This is a genomic window from Streptomyces sp. Go-475 (assembly GCF_003330845.1).
Classification (GTDB): domain Bacteria; phylum Actinomycetota; class Actinomycetes; order Streptomycetales; family Streptomycetaceae; genus Streptomyces.
On record NZ_CP026121.1, the window covers coordinates 1,638,306 to 1,651,961 of the forward strand.

15 protein-coding genes are annotated in these 13,656 nt (G+C 73.0%); 8 read left to right on the top strand and 7 right to left on the bottom strand.

Annotated features, from left to right (window positions below; all coding sequences use genetic code 11):
* Positions 1-32: 32 nt before the first annotated feature.
* From C1703_RS07455 to C1703_RS07465, 3 genes are all read left to right on the top strand, one after another.
* Entirely contained in the window at positions 33-1,127 is a 1,095-nt protein-coding gene (locus C1703_RS07455; RefSeq protein ID WP_114251150.1) for a DUF5925 domain-containing protein, read from the top strand.
* A gap of 98 nt (positions 1,128-1,225) precedes the next feature.
* Positions 1,226-1,612, top strand: coding sequence for a hypothetical protein (locus tag C1703_RS07460; protein ID WP_114251151.1), 387 nt, complete (start codon positions 1,226-1,228; stop codon positions 1,610-1,612).
* Between the two features lie 61 nt (positions 1,613-1,673).
* Positions 1,674-2,444, top strand: a complete 771-nt coding sequence (locus C1703_RS07465; protein WP_114251152.1) for a DUF72 domain-containing protein — start codon at positions 1,674-1,676, stop codon at positions 2,442-2,444.
* Between the two features lie 166 nt (positions 2,445-2,610).
* Here the strand turns inward: C1703_RS07465 and C1703_RS07470 are convergent, their stop codons facing one another.
* The gene (locus C1703_RS07470; protein ID WP_198678108.1) at positions 2,611-2,979 is read right to left on the bottom strand and encodes a GntR family transcriptional regulator; all 369 of its coding nucleotides are present in this window, start codon (positions 2,977-2,979) and stop codon (positions 2,611-2,613) included.
* 71 nt (positions 2,980-3,050) lie between these two features.
* On the opposite strand from C1703_RS07470, the gene C1703_RS07475 reads away from it, so the two are divergent.
* Positions 3,051-3,980, top strand: coding sequence for a GNAT family N-acetyltransferase (locus C1703_RS07475; RefSeq protein ID WP_114251154.1), 930 nt, complete (start codon positions 3,051-3,053; stop codon positions 3,978-3,980).
* Positions 3,961-4,461 carry a DUF402 domain-containing protein gene (locus tag C1703_RS07480; protein ID WP_114251155.1) on the top strand — a complete coding sequence of 167 codons (501 nt, stop codon included), beginning with the start codon at positions 3,961-3,963 and terminating at the stop codon, positions 4,459-4,461. The genes C1703_RS07475 and C1703_RS07480 overlap by 20 nt, the downstream gene beginning before the upstream one ends.
* Here the strand turns inward: C1703_RS07480 and C1703_RS07485 are convergent.
* On the bottom strand, positions 4,420-5,079 hold the full coding sequence (locus C1703_RS07485) for a class I SAM-dependent methyltransferase (protein ID WP_114251156.1): 660 nt from the start codon (positions 5,077-5,079) through the stop codon (positions 4,420-4,422). The two genes, C1703_RS07480 and C1703_RS07485, sit on opposite strands and share 42 nt — an antisense overlap.
* A gap of 139 nt (positions 5,080-5,218) precedes the next feature.
* On the opposite strand from C1703_RS07485, the gene C1703_RS40105 reads away from it, so the two are divergent.
* Positions 5,219-5,353, top strand: coding sequence for a hypothetical protein (locus C1703_RS40105; RefSeq protein ID WP_114251157.1), 135 nt, complete (start codon positions 5,219-5,221; stop codon positions 5,351-5,353).
* 31 nt (positions 5,354-5,384) lie between these two features.
* Here the strand turns inward: C1703_RS40105 and C1703_RS07495 are convergent, their stop codons facing one another.
* Complete coding sequence (locus C1703_RS07495) at positions 5,385-5,834, bottom strand: GNAT family N-acetyltransferase (protein WP_114251158.1); 450 nt, start codon at positions 5,832-5,834, stop codon at positions 5,385-5,387.
* Positions 5,835-6,013: 179 nt separating this feature from the next.
* Between C1703_RS07495 and C1703_RS07500 the strand changes: the two genes are divergently transcribed.
* Positions 6,014-7,018 (top strand): lytic polysaccharide monooxygenase, encoded by a 1,005-nt coding sequence (locus C1703_RS07500; protein WP_114251159.1) that lies wholly within the window; start codon positions 6,014-6,016, stop codon positions 7,016-7,018.
* Between the two features lie 76 nt (positions 7,019-7,094).
* Here the strand turns inward: C1703_RS07500 and C1703_RS07505 are convergent, their stop codons facing one another.
* Both C1703_RS07505 and C1703_RS07510 read right to left on the bottom strand, forming a co-directional pair.
* Entirely contained in the window at positions 7,095-7,955 is an 861-nt protein-coding gene (locus C1703_RS07505) for an alpha/beta fold hydrolase (protein WP_114251160.1), read from the bottom strand.
* A 171-nt stretch (positions 7,956-8,126) separates the two neighbouring features.
* Complete coding sequence (locus C1703_RS07510; RefSeq protein ID WP_114251161.1) at positions 8,127-8,573, bottom strand: MarR family transcriptional regulator; 447 nt, start codon at positions 8,571-8,573, stop codon at positions 8,127-8,129.
* Positions 8,574-8,653: 80 nt separating this feature from the next.
* Here C1703_RS07510 and C1703_RS07515 point away from each other — a divergent pair, with 80 nt between their 5' ends.
* Positions 8,654-9,028, top strand: coding sequence for a cupin domain-containing protein (locus C1703_RS07515; RefSeq protein WP_114251162.1), 375 nt, complete (start codon positions 8,654-8,656; stop codon positions 9,026-9,028).
* 16 nt (positions 9,029-9,044) lie between these two features.
* Here the strand turns inward: C1703_RS07515 and C1703_RS07520 are convergent, their stop codons facing one another.
* Both C1703_RS07520 and C1703_RS07525 read right to left on the bottom strand, forming a co-directional pair.
* Entirely contained in the window at positions 9,045-10,028 is a 984-nt protein-coding gene (locus C1703_RS07520) for a hypothetical protein (protein ID WP_114251163.1), read from the bottom strand.
* Positions 10,025-13,522 (bottom strand): DNA polymerase III subunit alpha, encoded by a 3,498-nt coding sequence (locus tag C1703_RS07525; protein WP_114251164.1) that lies wholly within the window; start codon positions 13,520-13,522, stop codon positions 10,025-10,027. Before C1703_RS07525 ends, C1703_RS07520 begins: the two co-directional genes overlap by 4 nt.
* Between the last annotated feature and the right edge of the window lie 134 nt (positions 13,523-13,656).

A 13,656-nucleotide genomic window follows, 5' to 3' on the forward strand; every position in this document is an offset into this window, starting at 1 on the left:
CACGCGGCGCCCGCGTGCCGGATCATGGCGGCATGTCTGGGAACCCGCACGAGGCGCTGCCGATCCGGCTCAACGTCGACGACTCCGACTCCCCGTCCGACGTCGTCGACGCGCTGTTCCTCGGCCGCTTCGCCACGGGCGAGCAGCCGTACTCCCACGCGGCGAACATCGACCGCGTCCGCTCCGGCGCGACGCTGATGCCGCCCGGCGCCCGCGTGCTGCGGGTCGCCCGCGACGACGACCGCAGCGCCACCCTCGCGGAGGGCGACGGCTGGACGCTGCTGATCTCCCGCTGGAACCGGGGCGCCGACGTGACGGTGACGGCGACCAGCGCGGAGCTGGCGAAGAAGGTCCTCGACCAGGCCACGGACGGCGCGGCGGACGAGCCCGAACCGCAGCCGGAGAACGTCACGATGGGCTTCTGGTACGTCTCCCCGCGCCGCGGCCCGCACCGCACGACCCGCCAGATCGCGGCGGGCACCTGGGACGAAGTACGGCCCAACTACACGGCGCTGGTGGCGGACGCCATGGACCGCCTGATGAAGACGACCCCGGAGGACATCGCGGGCCGTCTCCTGCTGCTGCACGGCCCGCCGGGCACCGGCAAGACCTCGGCGCTGCGGACCCTGGCCCGCTCCTGGCGCGACTGGTGCCAGGTGGACTGCGTGCTGGACCCCGAGCGGCTGTTCTCCGACGTCGGCTACCTCATGGACATCGCCATCGGCGAGGAGGACGCGACGGGCAAGGGCCGCTGGCGGCTGCTGCTCCTGGAGGACTGCGACGAGCTGATCCGCGGAGAGGCCAAGCACACGGCGGGCCAGGCGCTGTCGCGGCTGCTGAACCTGACGGACGGACTGCTCGGCCAGGGCCGCAACGTCCTCGTCGGCGTCACCACCAACGAGGACCTGGAGCGCCTCCACCCGGCCGTCGTGCGCCCCGGCCGCTGTCTCGCCCGCATCGAGGTGGGTCCGCTGACCCGCCGGGAGGCGGTGGGCTGGCTCGGCACGGAGGAGGGCATCGGCCGCGAGGGCGCCACCCTGGCCGAGCTGTACGCGCTGCGCCGGGGCACGTCCCCGACGGCACTGCCGGAGCCGCGCGACGGCGCGGACGCGGGGCTGTACCTGTAGCGGGCCGCGCACAACTGCCTCTCACCTTCCTGTTACCCGGGCGTGCCAGGGTGTGCGCGGCGGCGGCACCGCGCTGCGCCGGGACTGAGGAGGGCCTGATGGCACATACGGCACCCACCGTGTTCGGCGAACCCGCCCACCGCCTCGCGCGGTGGGTCCTGCCCGTCGTCCTCGGTCTCGTCTACGGCAACTGGGTGGCGGTGAACCGGCGCCACGGCGGTCCGATCACCGGGTCGGATCTGGCGTGGGGGGTGTGGAGTGCGCTCGCCTTCGTGGCCGTCTGCGTCGCCGTGGTGCAGGTGACCCGCCGCCTGCGGCGCGACCTGCACGCCCTGCTCCGGGCCGTCTTCGCCGGTGTCGCGCTGGGCTTCCTCTACAGCCAGACCGGCGACGACCTCCGCCCGGTGGTCATCACGTCGGTGCTGGTCACGGCAGGCGTCTTCCTGCTGCTGTTCTACCGCTTCCACACGCGCGCCGACGCGTAGCGGCCCAGGGGACCGGATCGCCACCGCCCCCCTCCAGGCCGCGCGGTGCTTTGATGGGGGTATGACCCTGTTCGTCGGTACGTCCGGGTGGCAGTACAAGGACTGGCGGGACGTCCTGTACCCGTCCGGGCTGCCGATGCGGCTCTGGCTGGAGGAGTACGCGGGGCACTTCGCCACCGTCGAGATCAACAACGCCTTCTACCGGCTCCCGGCCCGGGAGACCTTCGAGGACTGGCGGAGGCGGGTGCCCGGGGACTTCGTCGTCGCGGTCAAGGCGAGCCGTTATCTGACCCACATCAAGCGGCTGAAGGACCCCGAGGAACCGGTGCACCGCCTGATGAGCCACGCGGCCGGTCTCGGCGACCGGCTCGGGCCGGTCCTCCTCCAGCTCCCGCCCAACCTGCGCGCCGACCCGGGTCTGCTGGACGCCTGTCTGGCCTGCTTCCCCGCCTCGGCCCGGGTCGCGGTCGAGCCCCGCCACGACTCCTGGTGGACGCCGGAGGTCCGCTCGGTCCTGGAGTCCCGGCGCGCCGCCCTGTGCTGGGCCGACGTCCTGGCCCGCCCGGCGACTCCGCTGTGGCGCACGGCCGACTGGGGCTACGTCCGCTTCCACCAGGGCCGCGCCCACCCCTGGCCCCGCTACGGCCGCCGCTCCCTCGCCACCTGGCTCGACCGCGTCGCCACGACCTGGTCCGGCGGCGAGGACGTCTACGCGTACTTCAACAACGACCCGGGCGGCGCGGCGGTGGCGGACGCGAGGGCGTTCGCGAGGCTGGCAAGGTCGGCGGGCCTGGACATCACACGGACGCCGGAGCACCTGGCCCGCGCGTGACTCCCTTACCCGCCGCGACGACACTCGCCCTTCCCCCGAGACGCCACGCCTCTCTTTTCCGCCGCGGCGGCGCTCGGCGACGACGGCGCGGCCCTGCGGTGCCGAACGCGGCCCGGCCCGCAGCGCCCGACGCCCGGCCGGGGGGAGCCACCCGGAGGGCGTCGCCCTACTGCCCGTAAACCGCCCGCAGGGCATCCCGTACCGCGGCCAGTGCGGCGTCCTCGCCCAGGCCGAGTCTCCTGGCCCGCTCCACGTAGGCCTGCGCCGCCGACGCCAGCTCCCGGTCCGCCGCCGCGCCTGCGGCGGCCACGAACGTGCCGTGCCGCCCCCGCGTCTCGATCACGCCGTCCGCCTCCAGCGCCCGGTACGCCTTGGCGACGGTGTTCGCGGCGAGCCCCAGCGACTCGGCCAGCCCCCGCACGGTCGGCAGCCGGTACCCCACCGGCAGCTCGCCCGACCGCGCCTGCTCGGAGATCCGCGCCCGCACCTGCTCGTAGGGCGGGGCGCTGTCGTCGATGTCGATCTTCAAGGTCACAGCCCGATTGTCCCGTACCCGGCGGAAAATGAGAGGCACCCGGAACGCGCCCCCGCGTAACGTGCGCCATCATGACCATGACCGTGCGCGACCTGCGTCCCGACGTCCGAGCCGACGCCGAGGGGTTCTCCGACACCCGCCGACTCGCCCTGCCCTACATGCTGTCCACCCCCGAGTCGGTGGTGCACACCCTGACGCACGCCCACCCGGACGCCCACTTCGGACAGCTGATCGCGGAGGAGGACGGCGAGATCATCGGCACGGCCCAGATCAGCGTCGCGCATGACAGCCCGGAACCCGGCCAGGGCTCCGCCAACATCTACGTACGCCCCGACCGCACGCGCCGCGGCGCCGGTTCGCTGCTGCTGCGCACCGCCGAGGAGCGCCTGGCGGGGCTGGGCGTGACGAAGCTGTTCGCCTGGGTGCTGGACGAGCCGGAGAACCGCGCGTTCGCCGAGCGGCGCGGCTTCCGGGCCAGCCGGTCCGCCTACTTCCTCCGGCTCGACCTGGCGGCCGGCCCGCTGCCGCCCCGCCAGGACCCGCCGGCCGGTGTCGAGCTGCGGACCGGAACCGACTTCGCGGACGACCCGCGCCCGGTGTTCGATCTGGACGCGGAGGTGGTGGCGGACGAACCCAGCGACATCGACGTCGAGTTCACCGACTACGAGGCGTGGCTGGAGGAGACCTGGAAGCACCCGCTCCTCAACCTCGACCTGACGTCCGTCGCCGTCGTCGACGGCCGCCCCGCCGCGTTCAGCGTGGCCTACACCGACGGGGGCACCCGCTACGCCACCGCCATGACCGGCACCGCCCGGGAGTTCCGCGGCCGGGGCCTGGCCAAGCTCGCCAAGAACGACTCCCTGCACCGGGCCCGCGCCGCGGGGTACACGGAGGCGTTCACCGGCAACGACACCGGCAACGGTCCGATGATCGCCATCAACAAGTGGTTCGGCTACGAAGTCTGCGCGACGGAGGTGCGCTATGTCCGCGAACTCGGCTGACCGGCCCGGGCAGCTCGACGTCGTCCTCGTGAAGGCGGGCCGTACGAAGATCCGTTACAGCAGTGAGCTCCTGACGGACGACGGCACCCGCATCGCGGTCCGCGCCCCCTGGGCCGGCTCCGGGGTCCGCGACTTCGGGTTCGTCCGCTTCGAGCCCGGGGACGTCTTCACCGAGTACTACTGGCGCGACCGCTGGTACGCGGTGAAGGAGGTCCGCTCCGCCACGGGCGCGCTGAAGGGCTGGTACTGCGACATCACCCGCCCCGCCGAGCGCTCCGGCCCGGAGCTGGTCGTCGAGGACCTCGACCTGGACCTGTGGCGTTCCGCCGACGGCACGGACGTACGGCGCCTGGACGAGGACGAGTTCGCGGAGAGCGGCCTCGCCGAGTCGGACCCGGAGGCCGCGTCCGCCGCCCTGGCCGCGCTCGACGAACTGGAGTCACTCGCCCGCGGGGGCGACTTCGCCGCGCTCCTGGCCTGATTCCCGGACCAGCGCGACCACCGCGTACCGCTCGTCCGTCACCTCCCCGCCCCACAGCAGCGGGTCGCCCGACAGCCGCTCCACGCGCACCTGTCCGGCGATCGGGGCGAGGAGGGCGGTGAGCAGGTCCGCCGGTATGCCGACCGGGTCGAAGCTCCCCCACACGCCCTCGACCAGCACGAGCCGCCCGCCCGGCCGCAGCAGCCCGTACCAGTGCCGGAGGGCGCGGCCGGGGTCGGGCAGGGCCCACAGGACATGCCGTACGAGCACGGCGTCGAAGCGCTGCTCCCCCACGGGCGGTGCCGCGGCGTCGCCGACGAGGAACACCGCGTCGCGCCCGGCCAGTTTCTCCCGGGCGAGCGTCACCATCGCCGGGGAGAGGTCCACGCCCGTCACCCGGTGCCCCTGCTCGGACGCGAGGAGTGACAGGCTGCCGGTGCCGCAGCCGAGATCGAGGACGTCGCCCGCGCGCCCGGGCAGCCAGCCGCGCAGCCGCCCGGCCCAGGCGCGGCGCACCGCGGGGTCGCGCAAGCCGTGGTCCGGTTCCTCGTCGAAGGAGGCGGCCCGCGCGTCCCAGTCCACGTTCGCCGAGGTCATGCCGTCACTCTGATTCGTCATGCGCCCAAGAGTGACACCCGCCACTGACACTCGAATCGTGACTGCCGCCACTGACAGACCAGGAGCGATGAGGAACTCTCCCCCGAAAGGTCTACCTCCGTGAGAACGCGGAACCCGGTAGACCCGTGAGGAGGCAGCCATGCGCCGTGTGACCGTGCAGAAGCCCCTGAAGAAGACGGACGTCCGCCGGGTCCGCGAGGAGGCCGACGAGTGCCCTGCCGGGCGCCCGGAGGTCCGCAAGGACATCGCACGCATCTGGTGGCCGGACGCCTGAGCCGGCCGGTGCCGAGCATGAGACGCACGCGTCAGAGCAGCCGCTTGCGGTAGTGGACCCGGTCGTAGGGCCCGTCCACGCGGCGCTCCACCAGCTCGTAGCCGTACTTCGGATAGATCTTCTGGTTCTCCCACATCAGCGCGTTCGTGTAGAGCCTGACCTCGGGCAGGCCGAGCGCACGCGCGTGGGCGTCCACGAACGCCAGCAGCCGTCGCCCCACTCCCCTGCCGTGCGCGGTGGGGTGGACGGCGATGGTGTCCAGGAAGAGATGGTCGGGGAACGCCTCGACCACGACGAGGCCGACGACGGGCGCGCCAGTCAGGAACACCTTGCCCGCGGCCACGTTCGCCGCGTGGTCCTCCTCCATGGGCTGCGGCACCCGGCCGATGCGCTCGATGTAAGGGCTGAAGGCCGCGTCGATGATGTGCTCGACGACCGGTACGTCGGCGGCGCCGGCCGGCCGGATCTCCTCGTCTGTCATGCGGCGACGGTATCTACCTGATGCCAGTCTGAGCACTCCCTTAAGCGGGCCATAAGGATCTCCCTCACCCGCCCTCAGCAGGCGATTTCACGGCTCTGTGGGGCTAGCTTCGGATCACCCACGGGATCCGGCCCGTTCGGGCCCGACCTGTCCCAGGAACCGTTTCGAGGAGTTTCCGCATGCCCGCACGCCGCAAGGCAACCGCCGTCGCCGCCCTCGGCACGCTCCCGCTCGCCCTGACCGCGCTGGCCGCCCCGCCGGCGGTCGCGCACGGTTCGATGGGCGACCCGGTCAGCCGGGTCTCGCAGTGCTACGCCGAGGGCCCCGAGAGCCCGAAGTCGGCCGCGTGCGGGGCGGCGGTGGCGGCGGGCGGCACGCAGGCCCTCTACGACTGGAACGGCATCCGCATCGGCGACGCGGGCGGACGCCACCGGCAGCTCATACCCGACGGCAAGCTGTGCAGCGCGGGCAACGAGCAGTTCAAGGGGCTCGACCTGGCCCGCGCCGACTGGCCCGCGACCAGCGTGAAGAGCGGCTCCCACACCTTCAAGTACCGCGTGACGGCCCCTCACAAGGGCACCTTCACGGTGTACCTCACCAAGCCCGGCTACGACCCGGCCCAGCCGCTCGCCTGGCACGACCTGGACCTGGAGCACCCGGTGGCGACGGCCACCGACCCGGCGGCCACGGGCGGTTTCTCCACCTTCTCCGGCCGCCTGCCCGAGCGCTCCGGCAAGCACCTGCTGTACGCGGTCTGGCAGCGCTCGGACAGCCCGGAGGCGTTCTACTCCTGCTCGGACGTCAGCTTCGGCGGGGGTGGCGGCGCGGCTCCGGCCGCCTCCGCTCCCACGGAGAAGCAGATCGACGAGGGCAACGGCAGATCGACGATCGAGCACCACGGGCACGGCGACGACGACTCCCGGACCTCGGCGGAGCCGGCCGCGGCGGCCGAGGACACGCCGGACCGGCCGAAGGCCGCCGCCACACCCGGCCGGCCCGAGACCGCCGCCACGCCGAACCAGCCCGGGGCGGCCGGGGCCGGCGCGAACCTCGCCGAGACCGGCGGTGACGGCAGCACCCCGTACGTCGCGATCGGTGGCGCGGCCGCGCTGGCCCTCGGTGCGTCGGCCCTGTTCCTGTCGGCCCGGCGCCGGGCGGTGAGCGGCGGCCGCCACGGCCGCTGACCCGCGCCACCCTCAGGCTCGGGGCCTGTCCGGCGGCTCAGGCCGGACAGGCCCCGAATCGCTTCCCTGACACGTGTCATTCGAACGCCGAGGCACAGGTGGTGGGCGTGGCCCGGCCCGGATCGAGCGCGTTGGCCACCTCGTGGAAGGCGATCCGGTCCAGCAGCCCGACGGCCACGTGTTCCGACAGGTCGGCGGGGCAGAGGTCCTGGAGCAGCACGTTGCGCACGTCCGGCCCGCTCAGGTACTGGCTGCGCCAGGGTGTGACGACCTCGTCGTACTTGGTGGCGATGACGGTGTAGCGCACACCGGGCACGGTGTCGCCGCCGGTGTTGAGCTTCTTCAGGAAGTCGGAGCCGGCGACCTGGTCGGTGAGGGCGGGCGTGTTCTTCGACAGCAGGTCGGCGGCGCCCGGGAAGTAGGGCAGCAGGCGGGTGAAGCCGCCGAGGTCGGTGCCGTGGTTGGTGGGCGCGATGCCGACCAGGGCGTTCACCTTGGCGGCCCCGCCGAGGAACCGCAGGTACCAGCGGGGCATCATGCCGCCCTGCGAGTGTCCGACGAGGTCGGTCTCGGCGGCGCCGGTGGTGGCGAGCACCTTGTCGACGAAGTCCCTCAGCTGTGCGGCGGACTTCTCGACGGGGCCGAGGCCGTGGAAGAAGGGGACGCCTTCCAACTGGCCGTAGTCGAGGGAGAAGACGCAGTAGCCGCGGACCGTGAGATAGGGGGCGAGGCCCAGCCAGTTGTCGACGGAGTTCCCGAGGGTGCCGTGGACGAGGACGACGGGGCGGGGGTGGGCGGCGGACGGCTTGCAGGAGTAGTCGTTCCAGCCGGAGTTCGGGGCGCCGGTGGCCTGCGCGGAGGTGGTGGGGACGGTGACGGCCGCGGCGGTCAGCAGCAGCGCGGCCAGGGGTCTGAGCGCTCGTTTCCAGGGCAGCATCGGGTGATCTCCTTGCGGCTCAAGGGGGGTGCGACGGCACTACGCCCTGTGATCCGGATCACGAGGATGCTGTTCACTCGTCAAGTTACGAGCGGGTAGCCGAACTGGGAAGTTACGCGTCAGTAAAAACTTGCAGCGGTAACCTACGTCGGGACCTCGCCCGACGCCCCATCACCAGGCGGGTCGTAGGGGCCCGGCGGGGGCGATCCGCAGCAACTGCTCACCCAGCGCCCGCACTTCCCGCTCCCCCAGAACGGCGCTCCACTCCCGCACAGCCTCCGCGGCCGCCTCCTCCGCCGCCCGCGCGCAGTCCCACCCCCGCACGGTCAGCACGATCAGCCGCGCCCGGGCGTCCTCGGGATGCGGCCGCCGCTCGACGTACCCCTTGCGGACCATCTCGTCGACGAGCTGACTGGCGGCCTGCTTGGTCACTCCGAGGTGGACGGCCAGGTCGGTGACCGTCGCGCCGTCCGGGGCGAGCCGGGCGAAGGCGAAGCCGTGCGCGGGCCGCAGCCCTTCGAAACCGCGGGCGACGACGCCCTCGTGGATGCGCTGCGTGAGCCCGCCGGCGGCGGCGAGCAGGGCGGCGGACAGGGCCATGGCCTCGGAGTTGTGCACGCGTGCATTGAAACACCCTTGACGTGATGGTCAAGCAGCTTGACCATACAGTCAAGCTACTTGACCACTTGGAGGCCGTCATGCCCGTCGTCCGCTCGTCCGAAGCCGTCACCCACGAGATCCACGGCGCCCGTTTCGTCTCGTACGCCACGCCCCGCAGCGGCAGCGAGGAGCTGTGCGCCTGGCGCGGTGAGATCCCCGCCGGGCTCAAGGCGCCGGCGCACACCGTCAGCCGGGAGGAGATCTTCCATCTGCTCGACGGCGAGCTGCTCATCACCCTCGACGGCCGCACCGAGCGGATCGCGGCGGGCGACACCGTGATCATCAACTCCGGTGCCACCCTGACCGTCGAGAACCCCACCGACCGGACCGCGTACTCCTGGGTGACCACCTCCGTGGGCCTGGAGGCACGGCTCGCCGACGGCACGCGCATCGCGCCGCCGTGGGCCAACTGACGTCACGCGGAAGGATCTACGCCGCCAGTCCCCCTAGTCCCCCGGGCATCACCGCCCGGGGTCCGAACTTCGCTCGCGCGCGGTCCGCGACCTCCTCGATGCGGCGGACCTTCTCGTCCACGGGGTCGAACGTCAACTGGTGGGAGGCCTGGTCGGCGGGGTCGAGCCCCTCGGCGCGCAGGGCGATCGCGCGGACCCGGGCGCGCTGCAGGCCGAGCGCCTCGTACATGCCGTAGACGGCCCTGGTCAGCGCCGGCGAGTGCGCGGTCGGTTCGGTCAGCGTGCGGCTGCGGGTGGTGGCGGACCGGTCGGCGTAGCGCACGGTGAGGGTGAGCGTGCGGCAGACCTTGTCCAGGGCGCGCAGCCGGGCGCCGATCTCCTCGGCGGCCGAGAGCAGTGCCCGCCGGTGCCGGTCCGGGTCCAGTTCGTCGCGCTCGAAGGGGCGTTCCGTGGCGAGGGAGCGCGAGACGGCGTTCGGCACGACCCGGCCCCGGTCGACGCCGTTCGCCTTCTCGTGCAGTTCGCGGCCGGCCTTCGCGCCGACCAGCCGCTGCAGCGTGGACAGCGGCGCGGCGGCGACCAGGCCGAGGGTGTCGAGGCCGTACTCGCCCAGTGTCCGGGCGGTCGCGGCGCCCACTCCGGGCAGCACGGCGACGGGTTTGTCCGCGAGGAACTCCGCGATGGCGTCCCGCTCCTCGGGCACCGCGCACGTCACCCCGGGCACGGCGTCGCGCAGCGCCACGCGCGCCAGCATCGGCCCGGGCCCGGCACCGATCAGGCAGTCGACGCCGTGCAGCGCGAGCGACCGCACCCGGATCACCGAGGCCAGTTCGACGGCGTCCCGGCCGAAGTACCGCTCGGCGCCCCGCAGGTCGGCCAGCGCCCCGTCGGGTGGCAGGGCCTGGACGACGGGCGTGAACTCCTCCAGCATCCCGAGCAGTCGGGGCAGGTCGGCCTCGCGGGCCGGCGGCAGCTGGAAACGTACGCAGAGGATGGTCATCCCGCACTCCCCGGACTCTGGTGCCACAACTTTCTTCCCACCGCGGGCCCTTCGCCCGCGGGACGCAGATCGGCCCAGGGGTGCATCTCGTACCCCGTGGGCATGCGGATCTTCCGCTGCTCCATCGGATCCCGGGCCGCGGAGCCCGCCGGCGCGGGCGCTCCCTCGGAGCCGGCGAGCCGCCGGCGCGCGGCCCCCTCACCGCCGTCACCGGAATCACCGGAGCCACCGGCCCCGGCCAGCCGGGCCGCGACGCCCTCCAGCCCCTCCTCCCGGCGCACCTCCAGCAGTTCCGCGAGGTTCCAGGCGGCGGATCCCACCACGCTGAGGCTGCGCGGGCCCCGGCGCTGCACCACCCCGCGCACCAGCAGCAGCCAGGAGTGGAAGACGGTGTGGGCGCAGGCGTCGTGGGAGTCGTCGAAGAAGGCGAGGTCGACCAGGCCCGTGCCGTCGTCCAGGGTGGAGAAGATGACCCGCTTGCCGGACCGGATCGGCGGCGTCTGGGTGGCCGCCTTGGCACCCGCGACCAGCACCGCCTCCCCGTGCCGGGCCTCGCGCAGCCGCCGCGCCGACACCACGCCCAGCTCGTCGAGGAACTGCCGGTGGTCGTCCATCAGGTTGCGCGAGGCGTCCATGGACAGCACACCCAGCTCGGCACTGAGCCGCTCCGCCGAGGTGAGGTCGGGCAGCCCGGCCGGTGCGGTCTTACGCCCGCCGGCCAACGGGAGCTGGCCGCCGCCCGCGCCGCGCGCGCCCCGGTGCAGCTCGGTCAGATGCAGTTGCAGATCACGGCGGTTGGCGCCGAACGCGTCCAGCGCTCCCACCTGCGCGAGCCGCTGGGCCAGCGGACGGCTGGGCCGGCCCCGCTCCCAGAAGTCGACCAGCGAGGCGTACGGCTGCCCCTCGGCGATCCGCGCCGCCTCGGCCTCGCTGATGCCGTGCACATCGGAGAGCGCCAGCCGCAGCCCCCACTTACCGGACACCAGTTCGATACGGTGTGCGACTCCCGACTTGTTCACGTCCAACGGCAGCACCGGCACCCCGCGCCGCCGCGCGTCCGCCAGCAGCAGCCGCTTCGGGTACATGCCGGGGTCGTGCGTGAGCAACCCGGCGTAGAAGGCGGCGGGGTGATGCGCTTTCAGCCACGCCGACTGGTACGTCGGCACGGCGAAGGCGACCGCGTGCGCCTTGCAGAAGCCGTACGACCCGAAGGCCTCGACGATCTCCCAGGTCCGCTGAATCGTTTCCGCGTCATAGCCGTTCGCCGCCGCGTGCTGCGCGAACCACACCTTGATCCGCCCCTGCGACTCCGGGTCGGACAGCCCGCGCCGCACCCGGTCGGCCTCACCGCGCCCGCAGCCGGTCATGATGTCGACGATGTCGATGATCTGCTCGTGGAAGACGACGACCCCGTACGTCTCCTTCAGCGGCTCTTCCAGGTCCGGGTGCGGATAGCGGATCGGCGCCCGCCCGTGCCGGGCCTCGATGAACGGCCGCACCATGTCGGCGGCGACCGGCCCGGGCCGGAACAGCGAGATGTCGACGACGAGATCGTGGAAGGTGCCCGGCTGGAGCCGTCCGACCAGGTCACGCTGCCCGGGCGACTCGATCTGGAAGCAGCCGAGCGTCTCGGTGGACCGGATCAGCCGGTAGGTCTCCGGATCCCCCGGCGGCAGGGCGTCCAGGTCGACCCTCTCGCCCGTCACCCGCTCCACTTCCCCCACCGCGTGCGCCATGGCCGACTGCATCCGCACCCCGAGCACGTCCAGCTTCAGCAGCCCGAGGTCCTCGACGTCGTCCTTGTCGAACTGCGACATCGGAAAGCCCTCGCCGCTGGTCGGCATGACCGGCGTACGCGCCAGCAGGGAGGCGTCGGACAGCAGCACCCCGCACGGGTGCATGGCCACCCCACGCGGCAGCGCGTCCAGCGCCTCGACCAGCTCCCACAGCCTCCCGTACTTCTCCTTCTCCCCCGCCAGCGCACGCAGTTCGGGCAGTTCCTCCAGCGCCGCGCGGGCGTCCCGCGCCCGGATATGGGGAAAGGACTTGGCGACCCGGTCGATCTCGGCCGGGTCCATGGACAGGGCGGCCCCCACGTCCCGGATGGCGTGCCGCACGCGATACGTCTCCGGCATCGCGACCGTCGCGACCCGCTCGGTGCCGAACCGGTCGATGATCGCGCGGTAGACCTCCAGCCGGCGCGCGGACTCCACGTCGATGTCGATGTCGGGCAGCACCACCCGCTCCTTGGACAGGAACCGCTCCATCAGCAGCCGGTGCTCGATCGGGTCGGCGTGCGCAATGCCGAGCAGATGGTTGACGAGCGACCCCGCCCCGGACCCCCGGGCGGCGACCCGGATCCCCATCTCCCGTACGTCGTCGACCACTTGGGCCACGGTCAAAAAGTAGGAAGCGAAGCCGTGGTGGGCGATGATGTCCAGCTCATGGTGCATCCGCTCCCAGTACTCCCGCCGCCGGTCGTACCCGCGCAGCACCATTCCCGCCGCCGCCCGTGAGGCCAGCGTCCGCTGGGCGGTACGGCGCCCGGCACCGACCAGATGCGGCTCGGGGAAGTGGACGGTCCCGATCCCGAGATCGTCCTCGGGGTCGACCAGGCACGCGGCGGCCGTGGCCTCGGTCTGCTCCACCAGCCGGTGGGCGGTGTCCCGCCGGAACCCCGCGGCCTCCACGATCCGCTCGGCGGCCTGCACCATGGCACCCGGGCCCTTGAGCCAGGCCTCTCCGGAGTCCAGCTCCTTGGTCGGGTCGATGGGCACCAGGCGCCGGGCGGCGTCCAGCACGTCGGCGACCGGCCCCAGCCCGGAGTCGGCGTACCGCACGGCGTTGGTGAGCACGGGCCGGATCCGCTGCTCGGCGGCGAACCCGACGGTACGGGCGGCCAGCCGCAGCGACCCGGGCCCGGTGCCTTTGCGGCCGTGCCAGACGGCCTCCAGCCGCAGGTCGTCGCCGTAGACCTCCCGCCAGGGCACGAGCAGCCGCGCCGCCCGGTCGGGACGCCCCGCGGCCAGGGCGCGCCCGACGTCCGAGTCCGGTCCGAGCAGCACGGTCAGCCCCTCGGCATGGTTGCGGTCCCACGGCAGCAGGGGCGTTCCCTCCCCCTCGTGGGCGGCCGAGACGAGCCGGCACAGCCCCGCCCACCCCCGGGCCCCGTCCCGGGCGAGGAAGATCACCCGGGGAGCCGACTCATCGACGAAGGCGCCGCCGCGCACCGGGGTCCGGCGCCGCCCCTGCCGCCCGGCCGCGCCCGGAGGCTCCGCTGCCGCCACGGCCAGGTCCGCCCCGAACAGCGGACGGACCCCCGCCTTCCCGCAGGCCTTCGCGAACCGGACGGCCCCGGCGAGCGTGTCGCGGTCGGTGAGGGCCAGGGCGTCCATGCCCCGCTCGGAGGCACGTTCGGCCAGCCGCTCCGGGTGCGAGGCTCCATAGCGCAACGAGAACCCGGAGACGGTGTGCAGATGCGTGAAGCCCGGCACACGCACCTCCCGCACTCGTGAACCACACCGGCTCTCGAACATCTGTTCCCAGCTACCTCACCCCCACCATACCCCCATCCTCGAATGTATGTGCGACATCCGTTCGGCCCCGCCCCACCTGCGGAAACACCGCG

Bases quoted from the DNA above. Each gene is read 5' to 3' on its own strand.
- C1703_RS07455 (WP_114251150.1), top strand. From the start codon at position 33: ATGTCTGGGAACCCGCACGAGGCGCTGCCGATCCGGCTCAACGTCGAC.
- C1703_RS07460 (WP_114251151.1), top strand. From the start codon at position 1,226: ATGGCACATACGGCACCCACCGTGTTCGGCGAACCCGCCCACCGCCTC.
- C1703_RS07465 (WP_114251152.1), top strand. From the start codon at position 1,674: ATGACCCTGTTCGTCGGTACGTCCGGGTGGCAGTACAAGGACTGGCGG.
- C1703_RS07475 (WP_114251154.1), top strand. From the start codon at position 3,051: ATGACCATGACCGTGCGCGACCTGCGTCCCGACGTCCGAGCCGACGCC.
- C1703_RS07480 (WP_114251155.1), top strand. From the start codon at position 3,961: ATGTCCGCGAACTCGGCTGACCGGCCCGGGCAGCTCGACGTCGTCCTC.
- C1703_RS07485 (WP_114251156.1), bottom strand. From the start codon at position 5,079: ATGACGAATCAGAGTGACGGCATGACCTCGGCGAACGTGGACTGGGAC.
- C1703_RS40105 (WP_114251157.1), top strand. From the start codon at position 5,219: ATGCGCCGTGTGACCGTGCAGAAGCCCCTGAAGAAGACGGACGTCCGC.
- C1703_RS07495 (WP_114251158.1), bottom strand. From the start codon at position 5,834: ATGACAGACGAGGAGATCCGGCCGGCCGGCGCCGCCGACGTACCGGTC.
- C1703_RS07500 (WP_114251159.1), top strand. From the start codon at position 6,014: ATGCCCGCACGCCGCAAGGCAACCGCCGTCGCCGCCCTCGGCACGCTC.
- C1703_RS07505 (WP_114251160.1), bottom strand. From the start codon at position 7,955: ATGCTGCCCTGGAAACGAGCGCTCAGACCCCTGGCCGCGCTGCTGCTG.
- C1703_RS07515 (WP_114251162.1), top strand. From the start codon at position 8,654: ATGCCCGTCGTCCGCTCGTCCGAAGCCGTCACCCACGAGATCCACGGC.
- C1703_RS07520 (WP_114251163.1), bottom strand. From the start codon at position 10,028: ATGACCATCCTCTGCGTACGTTTCCAGCTGCCGCCGGCCCGCGAGGCC.